Source organism: Clavibacter sp. VKM Ac-2873 (assembly GCF_015351075.1).
Classification (GTDB): Bacteria; Actinomycetota; Actinomycetes; order Actinomycetales; family Microbacteriaceae; genus Clavibacter.
The window spans coordinates 470,369-489,669 of sequence record NZ_JADKRS010000001.1 but is presented as its reverse complement, the minus strand read 5'-3'; the positions used below and the strand labels follow the sequence as shown (position 1 = coordinate 489,669).

The following is a 19,301-nucleotide window of genomic DNA, read 5'->3' as shown; positions in this document are numbered from 1 at the left end:
GCGGCCGCCGCGCTCAGCCCCGGCTGCGCTCGGCGTACTCGAGCCGCACGTCGTCCGGTCCGGTGGCGACGAGGTGGCCGTCGTCCACCTGGAGCGACGACACGCGCGCCAGGTCCTGGAAGTAGCGCGCCTCGAGGCCGTCGTCCTCGCAGGCGAGCGCGCCGGGGGCGAGCCCGCCGAGCATGCCGTCGCCGCGTTCGCCGATGGGGCCGGAGTAGTCGTTGCAGGGGCCGCGACCGCTGACCTCCCCGCCGCCGACGCGCATCGTGATGAGCGTCGTGCCGACGTCGAGGTCGCCCGCGGAGTCGGATGCCCGGACGAGGTGCCAGTTGCCACGCACGTCGCTGACGGGGGCGCATGCGGCCAGGGCGACGATGGCGAGCGCCCCGACGGCGGCGACCGCGGCGCCGCGGGGCACCCCGGATCGGCGGCGGGCGGGGATCCGGGCTGCGGTGGGCATGGGGGTCACGCTAATAGAATCTCCCGGTACCCCCGCACACAGTCCTTTGGAGACGCATGCCCGACACCCGGCCCGAGCCCGCCGACGCGACCAGCGGGGAGGAGACCCCCCAGGCGCCGACCCCCACGGAGCAGATCAGCCGGGAGCAGGTGGAGCACCTCGCCGGCCTCGCGCGCATCCGCCTGAGCGCGGAGGAGATCGACACGCTCACGACCGAGCTCGGCCTCATCGTCGAGTCGGTCGCGAAGGTCACCGCGGTGGCGGGACCGGACGTGCCCGCCACGAGCCACCCGATCCCGCTCGTGAACGTCTCCCGGCCCGACGTGCCGGGGGAGACGCTGACCACCGCCCAGGCGCTCGCCGGCGCACCCGAGCACGACGGATCCCGCTTCAAGGTGTCGGCGATCCTCGGCGAAGAGCAGTAGGAGCACCATGACCGACGACCTCACGCGCCTCAGCGCCGCCGACCTCGCCGACCGCCTCGCCTCCCGCGAGGTCTCGAGCGTCGACGCCGTGCGCGCGCACCTCGACCGCATCGACCACGTCGACGGCGACGTCCACGCGTTCCTCCACGTCTCCGGGGAGCGCGCGCTCGGGCGCGCCGCCGAGATCGACGCGCAGCGCGCCGACGGCGCCCCGCTCGGGCCGCTCGCGGGCGTGCCCATCGCCATCAAGGACGTGCTCTGCACCATCGACATGCCGTCCACCGCGGGCTCGCGCATGCTCGAGGGCTGGACCCCGCCGTACGACGCGACCGTCGTGCAGCGGCTCCGCGCCGCGGGCCTCGTGCCGCTCGGCAAGACCAACATGGACGAGTTCGCGATGGGCTCGTCCACCGAGCACTCCGCGTTCGGCGCCACGCACAACCCGTGGGACCTCGACCGCATCCCCGGCGGCTCGGGCGGCGGATCCGCGGCCGCCGTCGCCGCGTTCGAGGCGCCCGTCGCGCTCGGCTCCGACACGGGCGGATCCATCCGCCAGCCCGCCGCCGTCACCGGATCCGTCGGCGTCAAGCCCACCTACGGCGGCGTCAGCCGCTACGGCGCCATCGCGCTCGCCTCCAGCCTCGACCAGGTCGGCCCCGTCTCCCGCACGGTGCTCGACTCGGCCCTCGTGCACGACGTCATCGGCGGGCACGACCCGCGCGACTCCACGTCGCTGACCGACGCGTGGCCGTCGTTCGCCGACGCCGCCCGCGCCGGGCAGCGCGAGGGATCCGTGAAGGGCCTCCGCATCGGCGTCGTGACGCAGCTCGACGGCGAGGGCTTCCAGGCCGGCGTCACGCAGCGCTTCCGCGAGGCGCTCGACCTGCTCGAGCGGGCCGGCGCCGAGATCGTCGAGGTGTCCGCGCCGAACTTCGAGCACGCCATCGCCGCGTACTACCTGATCCTCCCCGCGGAGGCGTCGAGCAACCTGGCGAAGTTCGACTCGGTGCGCTTCGGCCTCCGCGTGAACCCGCCCGGCGGCGGAACGGTGGAGGACGTCATGGCGGCGACCCGCGAGGCCGGCTTCGGCCCCGAGGTCAAGCGCCGCATCATCCTCGGCACCTACGCGCTGAGCGCCGGCTACTACGACGCGTACTACGGCAGCGCGCAGAAGGTCCGCACGCTCATCCAGCGCGACTTCGACGCCGCGTTCCAGCAGGTCGACGTGCTGGTCACGCCGAGCGCGCCCACCACGGCGTTCAAGCTGGGCGAGAAGCTCGACGACCCGCTGGCGATGTACCTCAACGACCTCACCACGATCCCCGCGAACCTCGCGGGCGTCCCCGGCATCGGCCTCCCCATCGGGCTCGCGCCCGAGGACGGCCTGCCCGTCGGGATCCAGTTCATGGCGCCCGCCCGCGAGGACGCGCGCCTCTACACGGTCGGCGCCGCGCTCGAGGGGATCCTCGAGCGGCAGTGGGGCGGGCCGCTGCTGGCCCAGGCACCCGAGCTCGCGCGCGCCGCGCGCCGCACCACGGACGGAGACACGCACTGATGGCCAAGGCCGACCTGATGGACTACGACGAGGCCATCGAGATGTTCGAGCCCGTGCTCGGGTTCGAGGTGCACGTCGAGCTGAACACGCGCACGAAGATGTTCTCCGACGCGCCGAACTTCTTCGGCGGCGAGCCCAACACCAACATCACGCCGGTGGACCTGGGTCTCCCGGGCTCGCTGCCCGTGGTGAACGAGCAGGCGGTGAAGCACTCGATCAGCCTGGGCCTCGCCCTCGGCTGCGAGATCGCGCCCAGCTCGCGCTTCGCCCGGAAGAACTACTTCTACCCGGACCTCGCGAAGAACTACCAGATCAGCCAGTTCGACGAGCCCATCGCGTTCCGCGGCTCCGTCGAGGTGGAGATGCCCGACGGCCGCATCGTCACGGTGCCGATCGAGCGCGCGCACATGGAGGAGGACGCCGGGAAGCTCACGCACGTGGGCGGCGCGACGGGCCGGATCCAGGGCGCCGACCACTCGCTGGTCGACTACAACCGCGCCGGCGTGCCGCTCGTGGAGATCGTCACCGACATCATCTACGGCGCGGAAGCCGAGGCGCCCGAGCTCGCGAAGGCGTACGTGTCGACCATCCGCGACATCGTCGTGGCGCTCGGCATCTCCGACGCGAAGATGGAGCGCGGCAACCTCCGCTGCGACGCGAACATCTCGCTGAGCCCGCGCGGATCCGGGAAGCTCGGCACCCGCACGGAGACGAAGAACGTCAACTCGCTCCGCTCGGTCGAGCGCGCCATCCGCTACGAGATCCAGCGCCAGGCGGCCATCCTCGCCGCCGGCGGCACGATCACGCAGGAGACGCGGCACTGGCACGAGGACACCGGCCGCACGTCGGCGGGACGTCCGAAGAGCGACGCCGACGACTACCGCTACTTCCCGGAGCCCGACCTGCTGCCCGTGCAGCCGAGCGCCGAGCTGATCGAGGAGCTGCGGGCAGCGCTCCCCGAGGCGCCCGCGATCCGCCGCCGCCGGCTCAAGGCCGAGTGGGGCTTCACCGACCTCGAGTTCCAGGACGTCGTGAACTCCGGGCTCCTCACCGAGCTCGTCGGCACGGTCGAGGCGGGCGCCGCGCCCCAGGCGGCGCGCAAGTGGTGGACGGGCGAGATCGCCCGCATCGCCAACGCGCGCGGCGTGGACGCGGCGACGCTCATCACGCCCGAGCAGGTCGCGTCGGTGATCCAGCTGGTCGAGGCCGGGACGCTGACGAACCGGCTCGCCCGCGACGTCCTCGAGGGCGTCATCGACGGGGAGGGCACGGCGCAGGAGGTCGTGGACGCCCGCGGCCTCGCGGTCGTGTCCGACGACGGCCCGCTCATCGCCGCCATCGACGAGGCGCTCCGGGCGCAGCCCGACGTGCTCGCGAAGATCCGCGACGGCAAGGTGCAGGCCGCCGGCGCCGTCATCGGCGCCGTGATGAAGGCCATGCGCGGCCAGGCGGACGCGGCCCGCGTCCGCGAGCTCGTGCTGGAGCGCGCGCAGGCCTCGTGACCGCGACCCTCGTCGCCCGCGGCCTCGCCGGAGGCCATGGGCACCGCACCCTGTTCTCCGGGCTCGACCTCACGGTCGCGCCCGGGGACGTGGTCGGCCTCGTCGGCGCGAACGGCGCGGGCAAGAGCACGCTGCTGCGGCTCCTCGCCGGAGTCGACGCGCCGCAGGACGGCCGCGTGCTGCTCTCGCCCGCCGACGCGTTCATCGGCTGGCTGCCGCAGGAGCACGAGAGGATCCCGGGGGAGACGGTCGCGGGCTACGTCGCCCGCCGCACGGGGTGCGCCGAGGCGTCGGCCGAGCTGGACCGCACGGCCGTCGCCCTCGGCGAGGGCCTGCCCGGCGCCGACGACGCGTACGGCACCGCGCTGGACCGCTGGATGGCGAGCGGCGCGGCCGACCTCGACGAGCGCCTGCCCGTCACGCTGGCGGAGCTCGGCCTCGACCTGGATCCCGCGCTCCCCACCGCGGGCCTCTCCGGCGGGCAGGCGGCGCGCGTCGCCCTCGCCGCCCTCCTCCTCAGCCGCTTCGACGTGGTGCTGCTCGACGAGCCCACCAACGACCTCGACCTCGACGGCCTCGCGCGCCTGGAGTCCTTCGTGCGCGGCCTCCGCGGCGGCGTCGTCCTCGTCTCCCACGACCGCGAGTTCCTGGCGCGCTGCGTCACGACCGTGGTCGAGCTCGACCTCGCGCAGGACAGCGTCCGCGTCTACGAGGGCGGTTACGACGCGTTCCTCGAGGAGCGCCAGGTTGCCCGCCGCCACGCGCGCGAGGCGTACGAGCAGTTCGCCGACACCAAGGCCGACCTCGTGTCCCGCGCCCGCACGCAGCGCGAGTGGTCGTCGCAGGGCGTCCGGAACGCCATGCGCAAGTCGCCCGACAACGACAAGATCCGCCGGAAGGCCGCGGCCGAGTCCAGCGAGAAGCAGGGCCAGAAGGTCCGCCAGATGGAGAGCCGCATCGCGCGGCTCGAGGAGGTCGAGGAGCCGCGCAAGGAGTGGGAGCTCGCCTTCACCATCGGGCAGGCGCCCCGGTCGAGCGCGGTGGTCGCGACGCTGCGCGAGGCGACCGTGACGCGCGGCGGGTTCACGCTCGGTCCCGTGTCGCTGCAGGTCGACGGCGGCGACCGGATCGGGATCACCGGCCCGAACGGCGCCGGCAAGTCGACGCTCCTCGGGCTGATCCTCGGCCGCATCGCGCCGGACGCGGGCGACGCGTCACCCGGCCGCAGCGTGCAGGTGGGCGAGATCGACCAGGCCCGCCAGTCGCTGCGCGGTGGGCTGCCCCTCGCCGAGGCGTTCGCGGAGCAGGTGCCGGACATGTCGGCCGCGGAGGTCCGCACGCTGCTCGCGAAGTTCGGGCTGCGCGCCGACCACGTCACGCGCCCCGTCGACGGCCTGTCGCCGGGCGAGCGTACGCGCGCGGGCCTCGCGCTCCTGCAGGCGCGCGGGGTCAACCTGCTGGTGCTCGACGAGCCGACGAACCACCTCGACCTGCCCGCCATCGAGCAGCTCGAGCATGCGCTCGACAGCTACGACGGCACGCTCCTGCTGGTCACGCACGACCGGCGGATGCTCGAGGCCGTGCGCCTCGACCGGCACTGGCACGTGGACCAGGGCGTCGTCACCGAGTCCTGACCCGCCCGCCCGGCGCGGCTACTGGTAGGTGATGAGGTCCGGCACGGGGGAGACCTCCTGCATGGTCTGCTCGGGCGTGAGCATCGGGTGGTCCTCGTCGATGAAGTTCTTCCAACCCCAGGCCATCCCCGCCGGCGCGTCGGCGTGCAGCGCGCGCCAGGTGGACTGCTTGTCGGGCTGGCCGCCCTGGCCGTCGGCGTGGACGAGCATCGCGAGCTCCGGGTGGCCCATGTCGATCGACGCGCGATCCTGGATCATGCTCAGCCGGAACTGGTGCAGCACGAGCATCTTCTGCGGGAGGCCGCTGTCGCGCACGAGGCCGGCGAGCCAGTCGGTCGTGGCGTCGACCTCGGCGGCGGAGACGCTGCCGATCTGCTTCAGCGGCACCTGGTCGGGGCCGAGCCGCCACTCGGGGTCGAGCGCGAGGCCCACGCCCGGCTGCGCGAGCACCTGCTCGTAGCGCTTCGCCTGTGTGAGGAAGTCGGTGCGACCGGGCTGGAGGTCGATGACGACGTAGACCCCCGCGTCCCGTGCCTCGTCGAGCCACGGCTGCAGCGTCTCCACGGGGACCTCGGACGAGTAGTCGCCGTCGGGGCCCGCGTCGCCCGCGGCGACCGTCGCAATGAGCTCGAACATGGGGATCACGGGCTCGTCGGAGTACGGCTGGGACGCGGCGGCCTGCGCCTTCGCGCGCGCGACGGCGTCCGCGGGGCCCTGCTCGCCGAGGACGCCGAGCGCGCCCGTGCCCGCCGCGCCGTAGAGCGCGACGTAGCGCTTGCCCGGCAGGACGAGCTGCCCGCCGCCCGGCAGCTGGTCGCCCGTGGCCGCGGTGCGGATGCGGCCCTCGAGCGAGGCGTCGCCCGCGTAGGCGGCGCCGACGGCGATGGTGCTCGTCGCTCCCGCATCGTGCAGGGCGGTGACCGCGTCGGCCGAGGCTCGCGGATCCGGGGTCGCCTCGGGCACGACGGTCACGCCCACGCCGGCCGCGCGCGCGGTCGCGACCGCGGCGAGGGAGGACCCGGCGTCGGTGGCGAGGGCGTGCGCCCCGGTGAGGGAGGCCGCGGGAGCGGTGGCGGGGAGGGCGTCGTCGCCGGATCCCGTGGGCGGGGTCCTCGGGGCGGCGTCGCCGTCGGGCGCGGCGAGCGCGGCCACGCGCGTCACGGCGGCGGACGGATCCGCGTCCGCGGCGTCCGCGACGTCGAGCCCGGTGACGCGGGAGACGTCCGCGGCGTGGTCGGCGCGCACGATCGTGGTCGAGCCGGGCAGCGCGGACGTGGCGTCGTCGCCGAGGTCGCCGACGGCGAGCACCCCGGAGGATCCGAGACGGGCGATCTCGGGCGCGGCCCCGGCGCCCTGGACGATGAGGGGCGCGCCGAGCGCGACCGCCGCCTCCGCGCCGAGCTCCTGGGCCGCGACGTCGCCCGCGGGCGCGAGCACGGCGACGGGCGCGGAGCGGAAGAGGGTCCCGCTCATGGCGACGGACGCGTCCGAGTCGTCGGCCTGGCCCACGACCGTCAGCGGCGCGTCGGGGACGCCGGTCTCCGGGCGGAGCCCCTCGGGCGCGTCGTGCTGCGCGGTGCAGGCGCCGAGGCCCGCGATGAGGCAGAGGGCGGTGACGAGGGCGGCGGAGGCGCGGAGGGACCGGGGGAGGCGGAGGGGGGACGGCACCCGACCACGCTACGCGACCCCCGGCGGGGGCGAGCGAACAGGGCATGGCCGTCCTCGGGACGGCTCCGCGCACCGGTCATGTGCCCGGCGTGCCCGCCGCCGGCGCCCTCCGGCCGGCCGGGTACCGTGGTCGGGTGACCGCTCTCCTGCCGCCGCTCCTCCTGCCGACGACCGCCGGGGTCCGTCCCGCCGCGACGGAGGGGGATCCGCTGCAGGGCCTCGACGGGCTCGTGGGCGCGGCGGCCCGGGTGATCGAGGCGCTCGGCGAGGCGGGCGTCGGCGCCATGACGTTCGTCGAGACGGTCTTCCCGCCCATCCCGAGCGAGGTGGTGCTGCCGCTGGCCGGCTTCGTCGCGGCCACGGGCCGGATGAACCTGGTGCTCGTCATCGTCGCCAGCACGCTCGGCGCCTACCTCGGCGCCCTCCTGCTCTACTGGCTCGGCCGGAGGGCCGGGGAGGAGCGGACGATCCGCGTGCTGGCGAAGCTGCCGCTCGTGGAGCGCCACGACTTCGAGGTCGCCGCCGCGTGGTTCCATCGCCACGGCCGGTCGGCCGTCTTCTTCGGCCGTCTCGTGCCGGGTGTCCGCAGCCTGATCTCCCTGCCCGCGGGCGCGTCGGGCATGCACCTCGGCACGTTCAGCGCCTACACGATCGCCGGCAGCGCCCTCTGGAACGGCGCGCTCATCGGCCTGGGCGCCGCGCTCGGCAGCCAGTACGAGCTGATCGACCGGTACGCCCAGTACCTCGACTACGCGGTCTACGCGGTGCTCGGGCTCCTGCTCCTCCTGCTGGTGGGACGCGCCGTGCGCCGTCGGGCCCAGCGTGGTCGGGCCGCACGCGACCGCTGACGCGCGCGGGCCGCGCCGCACGCGGGCGATGCGCACCCGCCTCCCACGGGCTTCCCTGTCCCCGGCCGTACGGTGGCCGCGGGCCGACGAGGTCGGCGAGACGCGCCGATCCGGCCCCGGCGAGAGGCACCACCATGGGATTCCTGGACAGGCTCCTGGGCCGCGACGAGCAGCCCGACGGACGGCGCGACGGCGCCACGGGCGGCGCGCCGCGCGAGCGCAGCGCCGACGAGGTCGCCGTCGAGCGCTACCGCTACCTCCTCCGCACCGCGCCGCCGGAGAGGATCGAGGAGGTGCACCTGGAGGCCTTCCGGAAGCTGACGCCCGAGCAGCGCGAGATCCTCTTCCGCCAGCTGAGCTCGGACGCCGCCGAGGGCGACGCGCCCGTGGACGACCGTCCGGAGTCGCTCGCCCGCTCGGCGACGCGCTCGGAGATGCGCGCGCCCGGCACGCTCGAGCGGACCCTCGGACCGCGCGGCGGCCTCGCGGGCGGGCCGGGCGGCGGGATGGGCATGGGCGGCATGATCGCCGGATCCATGCTCGGCACCATCGCGGGCGTCGTGGTCGGATCGGCCATCGCGCAGGCGCTCATCCCGGACGCGGTCGGGCAGGACCAGGCGGACGCGGGCGTCGCGGATGGCGGTGCCGACGGCAGCGCGGACGCGGGCGGCGCGGATGCGGGCACGGCGGACGCGGGCACGACGGACGCGGGCGGCCCCGACGCGGGTAGCGGCGACTTCGGTAGCGGCGACTTCGGCGGCGGCGACTTCGGGGGCGGCGCCGACATGGGCGGCGGCGACTTCGGCGGCGGGGACTTCTTCTAGGTCCCCCCGGAGTGCGGGCAGCGGCCCGCGCGCCTAGCCCGCGTCGACGATCCCCTCGCGCACCTTCCGCCGCAGCACCTTGCCGAGGAGCGACGTCGGCAGCTCGTCGAGCACCACGATCCGCCGCGGGACCTTGTAGGCCGCGAGCTCGCCGCGCAGGGTCGTGCGCGCGGACTGCTCGTCGAGCGTCGCGCCCTCCTCGAGCACCACGGCGGCGACGACCTCCTCGTCGCCGTCGTCGCGCGGGATCCCGACGACCGCGGCGTCCCGCACGCCGGGGAGCTCGCGCACGGCGTCCTCGACCTCGCTCGGCGAGACGTTGAAGCCGCCCGTGATGATGAGCTCCTTGATGCGGTCGGCGATGCGCACGAAGCCGTCCTCGTCGATCGTGACCACGTCGCCGGTGCGGAACCAGCCGCCCTCGAGCAGGACGGCGGCGGTCTCCTCCGGCCGGCCGTGGTAGCCGCGGAACACCTGGGGCCCGCGCACGAGCAGCTCGCCGGGCTCGCCCGCGGGCCGGTCGATCGACGGGTCGTCGGGATCCACGACGCGCACCTCGGTGTTCGGCAGCGGCAGCCCGACCGTGCCGGCGCGCCGCGTGTCGCCGACGGGGTTCGCCATCAGCACGGGCGAGCACTCCGAGAGGCCGTAGCCCTCGACGAGCCAGCCGCCCGTCTGCTCCTCCCACGGGACGACGACCGACTCCGGCAGCGCCATCGCGCCGGAGATGGAGATCGAGATGCCGGCGAGCGACACGCCCTCCGCCTCGGCGGCCTCGCGCAGCCGCTTGTAGATGGGCGGCACGGCGGGGAGGAACGTCGGCGGGTGGCGGCGGATCGCCTGCAGCACGAGGTCGGGCTCGAACCGCGGGAAGAGCACGAGGCGCGAGCCCATGCTCATCGCGAAGGTGAGGCAGAGGGTCAGCCCGTAGGCGTGGAACATCGGCAGCACCGCGTAGACGACGCTCGTGCCGCGCGGCACCGTGGGCACCCACGCGCGCGACTGGGCGGCGTTCGCGCTGAGGTTGAGGTGCGTGAGCTCGGCGCCCTTGGGCGCGCCGGTCGTGCCGCTCGTGTACTGGATCACCGCGAGGTCGGTCGCCGCCGGACGCGGGTGGTCGACCGGCAGGGGCGCGGCGGCGCCGACCCTCTCCCAGGTGAGCGTGCCGGTGACCTTCGCGGCGATCGCCGCGCGTGCGGCGCGCGCCTTCGGGACGGGCAGGCGGAGGAGGAGGCGCGTGCGCCGCGGCATGGCGCGCGTCACGTCGACGGACACGATGCGCTCGGGCCGGGCGCCGTCGGGGAGCGCCTGGATGGTGGCGACCGACCTGTCCCACGCGATCACGGTGCGGGCGCCGTGGTCCTCGAACTGGTGCTGCAGCTCGCGCGGCGTGTAGAGCGGATTGTGCTCCACGACGACGGCGCCGAGGCGCAGCACCGCGTAGAAGGCCACGACGTGCTGCGGGCAGTTGGGCAGCACGATCGCGACGGGGTCGCCCGCGCGCACGCCGGCGTCGTGCAGACCCTGCGCGGCCCGCGCGATCTGCTCGCCGAGATCGCGGTAGCTGGTCTCCGCCCCGAGGAAGTCGAGCGCGGTGCCGCCGGGGAAGCGGAGCACGGACTGGTCGACGATGTCCACGAGCGATCCCTGCGGCAGATCGATCTCGTGCGGGACGTCGGGCGCGTAGCTGGCCAGCCAGGGCCGTTCGGTGGGGGTGGTCACCCCTCCCACCCTAGGCCGCGGGCGGGCCGGGGCCGGTGACGCGGAGTCGACGGCCCGGGGCGGCGGGCGGCGCGGGGATCAGCGGCGGCCCGCGCGCCGCCCCTCGGCCAGGTACGCCAGGCGTCGGAGGGTCTCCACGTTGCGCGCGTGCAGCAGCAGGTCCATGACGGGGGCCGGCACGAGACGTCCCGGTCCGCGCACGGCCTCCTCCGTCATGCGGACCTCGCAGCCGTCGGGGAGCGTCCGCACCTCGAGGGTCACGCGCGCCTCGCCGAGCGGCCAGCCCTTCGGCTGCATGACCATGCGGAGGGGCGGATCCCACTCGAGCATGGTCGTCGCGTCGTCGATGAGCGCGGGCCATGAGCCGAACGAGTGGTGCAGCCGGGCGCCGACCGCGGGCCAGGAGGCGTCGACGGCCCGCATCCGGGATGCGCCGACGACCCAGGCGGGGAACAGCCAGCCGTCGGCCACCACGTCGGCCACGTCGGACGGGGAGCACCGCATGCGGCGGCGGGTGACGGACATGGATCCAGTCTGGCCCCGCCCTCAGGCGGTCGTGACCACGGGCCGGGCGACCGCGCGGGATGCCGCCCCTAGAGCGAGAGGTCCGGCCCGCGCTCGATCCCGAACTCGTGCCGCAGCGCGCTGCGCGCCGCCTGGTACCCGGCCATGCCGTGCACGCCGGGGCCGGGGGTCGCCGAGCTCGACGCGAGGTAGACGCCAGGGGCGGGAGTGCGCCAGGGATCCGGCGAGAGCACCGGACGCGCCAGCAGCTGCCAGACGCTCGCGGCGCCCGCGGCGATGTCGCCGCCGATGTAGTTGGGGTCGTGCTCCTCCATGCCGACGGCGTCGATGCTGGACGAGGCGAGGATCAGGTCGCGGAAGCCGGGGGCGAAGCGCTCGATCTGACGCGTGATCGCCTCGGTCTGGTCGACCGTGGATCCCGCGGGCACGTGCGTGTAGGCCCAGAGCACGTGCTTCCCCGCGGGCGCGCGGCCCGGGTCGTCGATGGAGGGCTGGGCGACGAGCACGTACGGGTCGTCGCTGTGGCGGCCCGCGGCCACTTCGCGCTCGGCCCGCTGGATCTCGGCGCGCGTGCCGCCGACGTGCAGCGTGCCCGCGCGGCGCAGCTCCGGATCCGTCCACGGCACCGGGCCGGAGAGCGCGAAGTCGACCTTGGACGCGGCGTTGCCGTAGCGGAAGCGGCGGAGGGCGCGGAGGTAGCGGGCGGGCAGGCGGTCGCTCGCGATGCGCGAGAGGGCCCGGGCGCTGGTGTCGAAGAGCACCGCGCGGGCGGCGGGCAGCTCGCGGATCCGGCGCACCTCCGAGCCCGTGACGACCTCGCCGCCGTGGTCGCGCAGGTCGGCGACCATCGCGTCGACGATCGCCTGGCTGCCGCCGATCGGCACCGGCCAGCCGCGCGCGTGGGCGTAGGCGCCGAGTGACAGCGCGGCGGCGGCGGTCGAGACGCTCGGCATGGTCTGGATCGCGTGCGCGGCGACCCCGGTGAACATGGCCGGCGCGACGTCGCCGCGGAAGCGCGCGTTCCAGGCGGGCGAGCCCTGCTCGAGGGCGCGGAGGCCGAGGCGGATAGCCGTCGGCGGGTGGCGCGGCACCTGGAGCAGCGGACCGTTCGTGAACTGCGCGACCCGGTCGGCGGATGCGGCGAGCGGCCCCATCAGCTGCCGCCACGCGCGCCCGTCGACGCCCAACGCGTCGGCCGTGCGGTCGATGTCGCGGTAGGCGATGCCCGAGCGGCCGCCGTCGAGCGGGTGCGCGTAGGAGATCTCCGGCACGACGAGGTCGATGCGTCGGTCGAGCTGGAACGCCCGGAAGAACCCGGATGCGAGCGCCATCGGGTGCACGGCCGAGCAGATGTCGTGGTGGAACCCGGGGAGCGTGAGCTCCGCCGTGCGGCTGCCGCCTCCGATCGTCTCGGCCCGCTCGTGCACCTGCACCCGGAGGCCCGCCCGGGCCATCGTCACCGCCGCGGCCAGCCCATTTGGTCCGGAGCCGACCACGATCGCGTCGATGTCACCCATGCGTCGAGGCTATCGGCGACGCAGTGCGGCGGTGCCGGCGACGACGCCCGACAGGAGCGCGCCCGCGCCGAGCGCGACGGCCTTGGCGCGGTTGCGGATGATCCACACCTGCGGGCTCGTCATGCGCGCCCGGTCGCTGAAGATGCCGCGCGCGCCGTGGTCGCCCGCGGTCGGCGTGTAGAGGTTCGTCGTGAGCATGGGCTGCGTCTTGTCCTCCGCCTGCTGGCCGGTGTAGCCGGTCTTCGCGAGGTAGCCGTCGAGCCAGTTGGCGACGAAGCGGTTCCCGAGCACCGTCATCACGGTCGGCTCGCCGACCCAGTTGCGCCGCTTCGGCTTCTCGGCCACGGCGGCGATGGCCTGCGCGCCCACCTCGGGCTCGAAGATCGGCGGCACCGGCTGCGGGTGATGCGGCAGCTGCGACTTCACCCAGTTGAACTGGATCGTGTTCAGCGCGGGCATGTCGACGGTGGAGATCTTGACGGCGCTCTTGTTGTGGATCAGCTCGGTCGTCACCGACTCGGTGAAGCCCTGCACGGCGTGCTTCGCCGCGCAGTAGGCGGCCTGCAGCGGGATGCCGCGGTGGGCGAGCGCGGAGCCGACCTGGATCACGTGGCCCCGGTCGCGCGGCACCATGCGGCTGAGCGCGGCGCGCGTGCCGTTGACGAAGCCGAAGTAGTTGACGGCCGTCGCGCGCTCGAAGTCGGCCGGATCCGTGGTGAGGAACTCGCCGAAGACGCCGACCATGGCGTCGTTGACCCAGAGGTCGATGGGGCCGAGCTCGTCCTCGACGCGGTCGGCGGCGGCCTCGACGGCCAGGCGGTCGGCGACGTCGGTGGAGATCCCGAGGCCGCGGCGTCCGCGTGCCTCGATGTCGGCGACCGCGCCCGCGAGCCCGTCCTCGCCGCGCGCGAGGACGGCGACGTCCCAGCCGCGGTCCGCGAGCTCCCGCACGGTCGCGCGGCCCAGTCCGGCCGATCCTCCGGTGACGACGGCGATGCCTCGAGTCATGTGGCTCCTTCGATGATTGGTGCACGAAACGTGCTCCTCCACCGTAGGACCGTCCCGCGCCGCCGCCCCGGCCGGGCGCCGACCTGCCAGGCGGCGGTCAGCCTTCGCGCTGCAGCTCCTCGCGCACCTGGCGGCGGAGCACCTTGCCGATGAGCGAGGTGGGCAGCGCATCCACGCGGACCACCCGGCGGGGCACCTTGTAGGCGGTGAGGTGCGCGCGGCAGTAGGCGCGGATCGCGGCCTCGTCGAGCGTCGCGCCCGGATCCAGCACGACCGCGGCCGTGACGTCCTCGCCGCCGTCGGCGGACGGGAGCCCCACCACGGCGACGCCCTGCACGCCCGGCGCGTCGCGCACGACGTCCTCGACCTCGCTGGGGGAGACGTTGAAGCCGCCGGTGATGATGAGCTCCTTCATCCGGTCGACGATGGTCGTGAAGCCGCCGGCGTCCACGCGCACGATGTCGCCCGTGCGGAACCAGCCGCCGTCGAGGAGCGCCGCGCGCGTCTCGTCCGGGCGGCGCCAGTAGCCCTGGAACACCTGCGGACCGCGGATGAGCAGCTCGCCCTCCTCGCCGGGCGCGCGGTCGACGGCCGGGTCATCGGGATCCACGACGCGCACCTCGGTGCTCGGGAACGGCACGCCCACGGTGCCGGGCCGACGCGACGGGCCGATCGGGTTGCCGAGCGCCACGGGAGACGTCTCGGTGAGGCCGTAGCCCTCGACGAGGTAGCCGCCCGTGAGCCCCTCCCACAGCTCGACGGTCGAGACCGGGAGGTTCATCGCCCCGGAGATCGCGAAGCGCACGCCCGTGAGGTCGACCCCCTTCTGCTCCGCGGCGCGTGCGAGGCGCTCGTAGATCGGCGGGACGGCGGGCAGGAACGTCGGCGGGTGCTTCCGGGCGGCGGCGAGCACGAGGTCCACGTCGAACTTCGGGAACAGCACGAGGCGGGCGCCGATCGCCATCGCGAAGGTGAGGCAGAGCGTGAGGCCGTAGGCGTGGAACATCGGCAGCACGCCGTAGACGGTCTCGCCGCCGTCGGAGAGCCCGGGCACCCAGGCGCGGCCCTGCATGGCGTTGGCGTGCAGGTTGCGGTGGGTCAGGATCGCGCCCTTGGGGCTCGCGGTCGTGCCGCTCGTGTACTGGAGGATCGCGACGTCGTCGAGCTCGGGTCGGGGACGGGACGCGGCGATGCGGCGGTGGTCGACGAGCTCCTCCCACGTCACGGTGCCCTTCACCGCCGTCGTGATCGCGGCGCGGGCCCGGCGGGCGGCGGGCACCGGGAGGCGGAGCTTCAGGCGGGTCGCGAACGGCATCGCGGCCGGCAGGTCGACCGAGACGACGGTGTCGACGGGCACGTCGCGCGGCATGTCCTGGATCGTGCCGACGACCGTGTTCCAGGCGATGGCGACGCGCGCGCCGTGGTCCTCGAACTGGTGGCGGAGCTCGCGCGGCGTGTAGAGCGGGTTGTGCTCGACGACGATCGCTCCGAGGCGCAGCACGGCGTAGAACGCGACGACGTGCTGCGGGCAGTTCGGCAGCACGAGGGCGACGCGGTCGCCCTTCCGGACGCCGAGCTTGCGGAGGCCCTCCGCGGCGCGGCTGATCTGGTCGCCCAGCTCCCGGTAGGTCGTCTCGCGGCCGAAGAACTCGAGCGCGACGGCCTTGCCGTGCCGCTGGATCGAGCGCTCGACCATGTCGACCAGCGACCCGATCACGGGCGGGATGTCGGCCGACACCCCGTCCGCGTAGCTGCGTACCCAGGGGCGGTCGGCGTCGATGCTCATGTCCCCACCATAGGGAATGCGCCCGGGGGATCCCCGGGCGCATCGGCCCTCGAGCGGTGGCGGGCTAGGCGGGGTAGACGACCCCGGTCAGCTGCTCGGACGCATCCCACAGGCGGCGCGCGAGCTCGGCGTCCTTCGACCGCGGGCTCGACGCGGCGAGGTGCGGCATGCCGCTCATCCCGCCGAGGCCCCCGGGGCCGTAGTAGTCGCCGGGGTGCACGCCGAGGCCTGTCGCGGCCTGGATCTGCGGGAGCGCGCCCACGCGCACGTCCTGGCCCAGCGCGGCCGGGCCGAACCGGGCGGTGAGGCCGCTCACGACGCCCTGGGGCCCGGATCCGGGGCCGTTCTTCGCCAGGTTCGTGGAGGTGACGCCGGGGTGCGCGGCGACCGCCGTGAGGCCCCAGCCCCGCTCGTCGGACAGGGCCTGCAGCCGGCGCATGAAGAGGAGGTTGGCGAGCTTGGCCTGGCCGTAGGCCGCCCAGGCGCTGTAGCGCCGCTCCGACTGGAGGTCGCCGAACGCGATGCGGCCCATCCAGTGCGCGAGGCTCGAGACGACGACCACGCGCGGGGCCTCGGCGGCCTGGAGCGCGGGCAGGAGCAGGCCGGTCAGGGCGAAGTGGCCGAGGTGGTTCGTGCCGAGCTGGATCTCGAAGCCGTCCGCGGTCTCGCGCCGGTCCGGCGGGGCCATGACGCCGGCGTTGTCGACGAGGATGTCGATCGGCCCGCGCTCGATCTCGCGGTCGGCGAAGGCGCGCACGGAGGCGAGGTCGGCGAGGTCGAGGGATCCGACCTCCACGTGGACGCCGGGGTGGCGGTCGCGGATGGAGCCGGCCGCGTCCTCGCCGCGCTCCGGATCGCGGGAGGTGAGCACGACGGACGCGCCGGCCGCGGCGAGCCGGCGCGCGGTCTCGAGGCCGAGGCCGCTGTTGCCGCCCGTGACGACGGCGCGCTTCCCGTCGAGCGGGCTGATGATGATGTCGGTGGGACGGGGCACGCGGACTCCTCTTGCCTGTGGGATCCCCACGCTACCGAGGTCGGCCGGGCGTCGCCCGTGCGGACGGGGCGGGGCCGCGCGCCGGACGGGTTCCCGGAGCGGGCGATGGGAGGATCGCCGCATGTGGATGAGACGCGGCCGGGACGGATCCGAAGGCGAGCGGGGGAGCGACGGGACGCACGCGATCGGCGTCGGGGCCGTGGTCGTGGTCCTCGACGGCGCGGCCGCCACGGGCGACCCCGCCCTCGACGGGGAGCCCGTCGGCCTCGTGGTCGCCTCCGCGTCCGACGGACTCCGCAGCGTCAGCCCCGTGCCGACCGCCCGCGGCCGCGCGTGGGTCGTGGAGCTGGGCTCGGACGACGACGGCACGGCCGGCCGCCGCGTCGTGGTGCCGCAGAGCGCGCTGCGCCTGGTGGACGACGCCGACGAGGCCGTATCCGCGCCGCCCGCCGACGACCGCCCGCCGCGCGCGTGAGCAGCAGCGTGCCGGTACCCGACGCGGGTGCCGCTGGCCTCGTCGATCCCGTCGACCTCGCCGCCGAGCTGATCCGCATCGACTCCACCAACCCCGACCTCGTGCCGGGCGCGGCAGGGGAGGCCCGGGTCGCCGCCTTCGCCGCCGCATGGCTCCGCGCCCGCGGCTTCGACGTGCGCGTGCTCGAGGAGGCGCCGGGGCGCCCGACCGTCCTCGCGACCGCGCGCGGCACGGGCGGCGGACGCACCCTGCTGCTCGACGGGCACCTCGACACCGTGCCGCCCGGGGACCCCGAGCGCGGCGGCCTCGAACCCCGCATCGAGGACGGCCGCCTCCTCGGGCGCGGCGCGTTCGACATGAAGGCGGGCCTCGCCGCGATGATGGTCGCCGCCGACCGGGCCCGCCGGGCCGGCACGCGCGGCGACATCGTGCTCGCGCTCGTCGCCGACGAGGAGTTCGGCAGCATCGGCACCGAGGAGGCGCTCCGGGCGCTGGCCGCCGACGGCGCGCGCATCGACGGCGCCGTGATCTCCGAGCCCAGCCAGTCGGAGGCGATCGTCGCCCATCGCGGCTTCGGCTGGTACGAGATCCGACTGCGCGGGCGGGCCGCCCACGGGTCGATGCCCGAGCAGGGCGTCGACGCGATCGCCCACGCCGGCCTCGTGCTCCGCGAGCTGGACGCGCTGGCCGACCGCCTCGCCTCGGGGCCGCGCCACCCGCTGCTGGGGACGGGCGCGGTCCGCGTCTCCCGGATCCACGGCGGCTCGGACGCGGCGACCGTCGCCGACTCCTGCGTGATCACCCTCGAGCGCCGGTTCCTCCCCGGCCAGTCGACGGCCGACGTGGAGGCCGAGCTGCGCAGGGCGCTCGACACGGTGGCCGCGCGGACGCCGGGCATGGACGCGGAGCTCGTGCCGCTCGTCGCCCGCGCCGCCTTCGAGGCCGACGTCGACGGGCCGCTCGCGCGCGCCGTGCTCGACAGCGGGGCGCGCGTCACGGGCGCGCCCGTCCCGCACCGCGGCGAGCCGTTCTGGACCGACGCCGGCCTCGTGCACGAGGCCGGGATCCCGTGCATCCTCCTGGGCGTCACGGGCGGCGGCGCGCACGCCGACGAGGAGTGGGCCGAGGTCGACTCGATCCGGCGTCTGGCCGACGTGCTCGAGGGCGCGATCCGCGACTTCTGCGGCAGCGCCCGGGAGTAGCCGCCGCGCGGCTCCCTAGTCGCGCGTCGCCGCCCGGTGCAGCACCACGTCGAGCCGTCCCGCGTCGGCCCTCGCGGTCATCCAGGTGAAGTCCGGCTGGCGACGCCGGTCGGTGGGCGAGCCGGGGTTGAGGAGGCGCAGGCCCGCGGGCGTCACGGTGTCCCAGGGGATGTGGCTGTGGCCGAAGACGAGCACGTCGGCCTCCGGGAACGCCGCGTCCATCCGCCGCTCGCGACCCGCGGAGGCGCCCGTCTCGTGCGTGACGGCGAACCGGATCCCCTCGATCACCGCGCGCGCCGTCTCCGGCAGGCGCGCCCGCAGTCCCGCGGGGTCGTTGTTGCCCCAGCACGCGAGGAGCCGGGCGGATCTCGCCGCGAGCGCGTCGAGCGCGGGCTCGTCGACCCAGTCGCCCGCGTGGACCACGACGTCGGCGGCGTCGATCGCGCGCCACAGCGCCGGCGGCAGGTCCTTCGCGCGGCGGGGGAGGTGGGTGTCGCTGAGGAGCACGAGCGAGGAGGTCACCCGGTCCACGGTACGCGGACGCCTCCCGCGCGCGCCGACCGGCCCGGCGGCTCCCGTAGCCTCGATCGCGTGATCCCCGCCACCCGCGACCTCGTGCCCGCCGACCTCGCCTGGATGGTGCCGCTCAACAACGCGGCCGTTCCCGCCGTCCCGCCCATGGACGCCGCGACCCTCGGCGAGGTGCTCGGCCACGCCGACCTCGCGATCGCCGTCGTGGACGCGGACGCGCCCGACGCGACGCCCGTCGGCATGCTCCTCGCGATGCAGCCCGGCGGCGCCTACGACAGCCCGAACTACCGCTGGTTCGCCGAGCACGGCGTCGACGGCCTCTACGTCGACCGGATCGTCGTCGGCGACGGCCGGCGCGGGCGGCGGCTCGGGCAGGTCCTCTACGCGCGCGTCTTCGCCGAGGCGCGGCGCACCGGGCGCCGGGCGGTGACGTGCGAGGTCAACACGCTCCCGCCGAACCCCGGATCGCTCGCCTTCCACGGCCGGCTCGGCTTCGTGCCCCTCGGCGAGGTCGTCGACGCCGACGGCCGGCACGCGGTCGCGATGCTGTCCGCTCCCGTGCCCCCGCAGCCGTCCGACCCGTCCGCGGGCTGACGGGCGCGCCATGATGGACGGGACACCTCGC

Annotated in this window: 18 protein-coding genes; 9 read left to right on the top strand and 9 right to left on the bottom strand. The window is 75.2% G+C overall.

Translation table 11 applies throughout. The features are described 5' to 3' along the window. Nucleotides 1-13 precede the first annotated feature (13 nt). Entirely contained in the window at nt 14-460 is a 447-nt protein-coding gene (locus ITJ44_RS02285) for an META domain-containing protein (RefSeq protein WP_228494461.1), read from the bottom strand. A gap of 56 nt (nt 461-516) precedes the next feature. Between ITJ44_RS02285 and gatC the strand changes: the two genes are divergently transcribed. From gatC to ITJ44_RS02265, 4 genes are read left to right on the top strand one after another with little or no spacing between them, the layout of a single operon-like run. After that, nucleotides 517-885, top strand: a complete 369-nt coding sequence (gene gatC / locus ITJ44_RS02280) for an Asp-tRNA(Asn)/Glu-tRNA(Gln) amidotransferase subunit GatC (protein WP_194633158.1) — start codon at nt 517-519, stop codon at nt 883-885. Nucleotides 886-892: 7 nt separating this feature from the next. Beyond that, complete coding sequence (gene gatA / locus ITJ44_RS02275; protein WP_194633157.1) at nt 893-2,440, top strand: Asp-tRNA(Asn)/Glu-tRNA(Gln) amidotransferase subunit GatA; 1,548 nt, start codon at nt 893-895, stop codon at nt 2,438-2,440. Further along, nucleotides 2,440-3,942 carry an Asp-tRNA(Asn)/Glu-tRNA(Gln) amidotransferase subunit GatB gene (gene gatB, locus ITJ44_RS02270; RefSeq protein WP_194633156.1) on the top strand — a complete coding sequence of 501 codons (1,503 nt, stop codon included), beginning with the start codon at nt 2,440-2,442 and terminating at the stop codon, nt 3,940-3,942. Before gatA ends, gatB begins: the two co-directional genes overlap by 1 nt. Beyond that, nucleotides 3,939-5,576, top strand: a complete 1,638-nt coding sequence (locus ITJ44_RS02265) for an ABC-F family ATP-binding cassette domain-containing protein (protein WP_194633155.1) — start codon at nt 3,939-3,941, stop codon at nt 5,574-5,576. Before gatB ends, ITJ44_RS02265 begins: the two co-directional genes overlap by 4 nt. 18 nt (nt 5,577-5,594) lie before the next feature. Here ITJ44_RS02265 and ITJ44_RS02260 read toward each other — a convergent pair whose 3' ends face one another. Then, nucleotides 5,595-7,244 (bottom strand): hypothetical protein, encoded by a 1,650-nt coding sequence (locus ITJ44_RS02260; protein WP_194633154.1) that lies wholly within the window; start codon nt 7,242-7,244, stop codon nt 5,595-5,597. 134 nt (nt 7,245-7,378) lie between these two features. On the opposite strand from ITJ44_RS02260, the gene ITJ44_RS02255 reads away from it, so the two are divergent. Both ITJ44_RS02255 and ITJ44_RS02250 read left to right on the top strand, forming a co-directional pair. Further along, a complete protein-coding gene (locus ITJ44_RS02255) occupies nt 7,379-8,092 on the top strand; it encodes a DedA family protein (protein WP_370551599.1) in 714 nt (237 codons plus the stop codon). 134 nt (nt 8,093-8,226) lie between these two features. Next, entirely contained in the window at nt 8,227-8,916 is a 690-nt protein-coding gene (locus ITJ44_RS02250; RefSeq protein WP_194633153.1) for a hypothetical protein, read from the top strand. 33 nt (nt 8,917-8,949) lie between these two features. Here ITJ44_RS02250 and ITJ44_RS02245 read toward each other — a convergent pair whose 3' ends face one another. The 6 genes from ITJ44_RS02245 to ITJ44_RS02220 form a co-directional block, all read right to left on the bottom strand. Next, nucleotides 8,950-10,638 carry a long-chain-fatty-acid--CoA ligase gene (locus tag ITJ44_RS02245; protein WP_194633152.1) on the bottom strand — a complete coding sequence of 563 codons (1,689 nt, stop codon included), beginning with the start codon at nt 10,636-10,638 and terminating at the stop codon, nt 8,950-8,952. Between the two features lie 78 nt (nt 10,639-10,716). Next, a complete protein-coding gene (locus tag ITJ44_RS02240) occupies nt 10,717-11,163 on the bottom strand; it encodes an SRPBCC family protein (RefSeq protein WP_194633151.1) in 447 nt (148 codons plus the stop codon). A 68-nt stretch (nt 11,164-11,231) separates the two neighbouring features. After that, the gene (locus ITJ44_RS02235; RefSeq protein ID WP_194633150.1) at nt 11,232-12,680 is read right to left on the bottom strand and encodes an NAD(P)/FAD-dependent oxidoreductase; all 1,449 of its coding nucleotides are present in this window, start codon (nt 12,678-12,680) and stop codon (nt 11,232-11,234) included. A 9-nt stretch (nt 12,681-12,689) separates the two neighbouring features. Continuing rightward, nucleotides 12,690-13,688, bottom strand: a complete 999-nt coding sequence (locus ITJ44_RS02230; RefSeq protein ID WP_194633149.1) for an SDR family oxidoreductase — start codon at nt 13,686-13,688, stop codon at nt 12,690-12,692. Between the two features lie 97 nt (nt 13,689-13,785). Further along, complete coding sequence (locus ITJ44_RS02225) at nt 13,786-15,474, bottom strand: long-chain-fatty-acid--CoA ligase (RefSeq protein WP_194633148.1); 1,689 nt, start codon at nt 15,472-15,474, stop codon at nt 13,786-13,788. 64 nt (nt 15,475-15,538) lie between these two features. Continuing rightward, a complete protein-coding gene (locus tag ITJ44_RS02220; protein WP_194633147.1) occupies nt 15,539-16,468 on the bottom strand; it encodes an oxidoreductase in 930 nt (309 codons plus the stop codon). Between the two features lie 121 nt (nt 16,469-16,589). On the opposite strand from ITJ44_RS02220, the gene ITJ44_RS02215 reads away from it, so the two are divergent. Continuing rightward, nucleotides 16,590-16,943: a hypothetical protein gene (locus tag ITJ44_RS02215; protein ID WP_194633146.1), complete on the top strand. Its 354-nt coding sequence runs from the start codon at nt 16,590-16,592 to the stop codon at nt 16,941-16,943. An 8-nt stretch (nt 16,944-16,951) separates the two neighbouring features. Then, a complete protein-coding gene (locus tag ITJ44_RS02210; RefSeq protein ID WP_370551598.1) occupies nt 16,952-18,145 on the top strand; it encodes a M20/M25/M40 family metallo-hydrolase in 1,194 nt (397 codons plus the stop codon). A 15-nt stretch (nt 18,146-18,160) separates the two neighbouring features. Here the strand turns inward: ITJ44_RS02210 and ITJ44_RS02205 are convergent, their stop codons facing one another. Continuing rightward, the gene (locus tag ITJ44_RS02205; protein ID WP_194633144.1) at nt 18,161-18,667 is read right to left on the bottom strand and encodes a YfcE family phosphodiesterase; all 507 of its coding nucleotides are present in this window, start codon (nt 18,665-18,667) and stop codon (nt 18,161-18,163) included. 69 nt (nt 18,668-18,736) lie between these two features. On the opposite strand from ITJ44_RS02205, the gene ITJ44_RS02200 reads away from it, so the two are divergent. Further along, nucleotides 18,737-19,270: a GNAT family N-acetyltransferase gene (locus ITJ44_RS02200; protein WP_194633143.1), complete on the top strand. Its 534-nt coding sequence runs from the start codon at nt 18,737-18,739 to the stop codon at nt 19,268-19,270. Nucleotides 19,271-19,301: the final 31 nt, after the last annotated feature.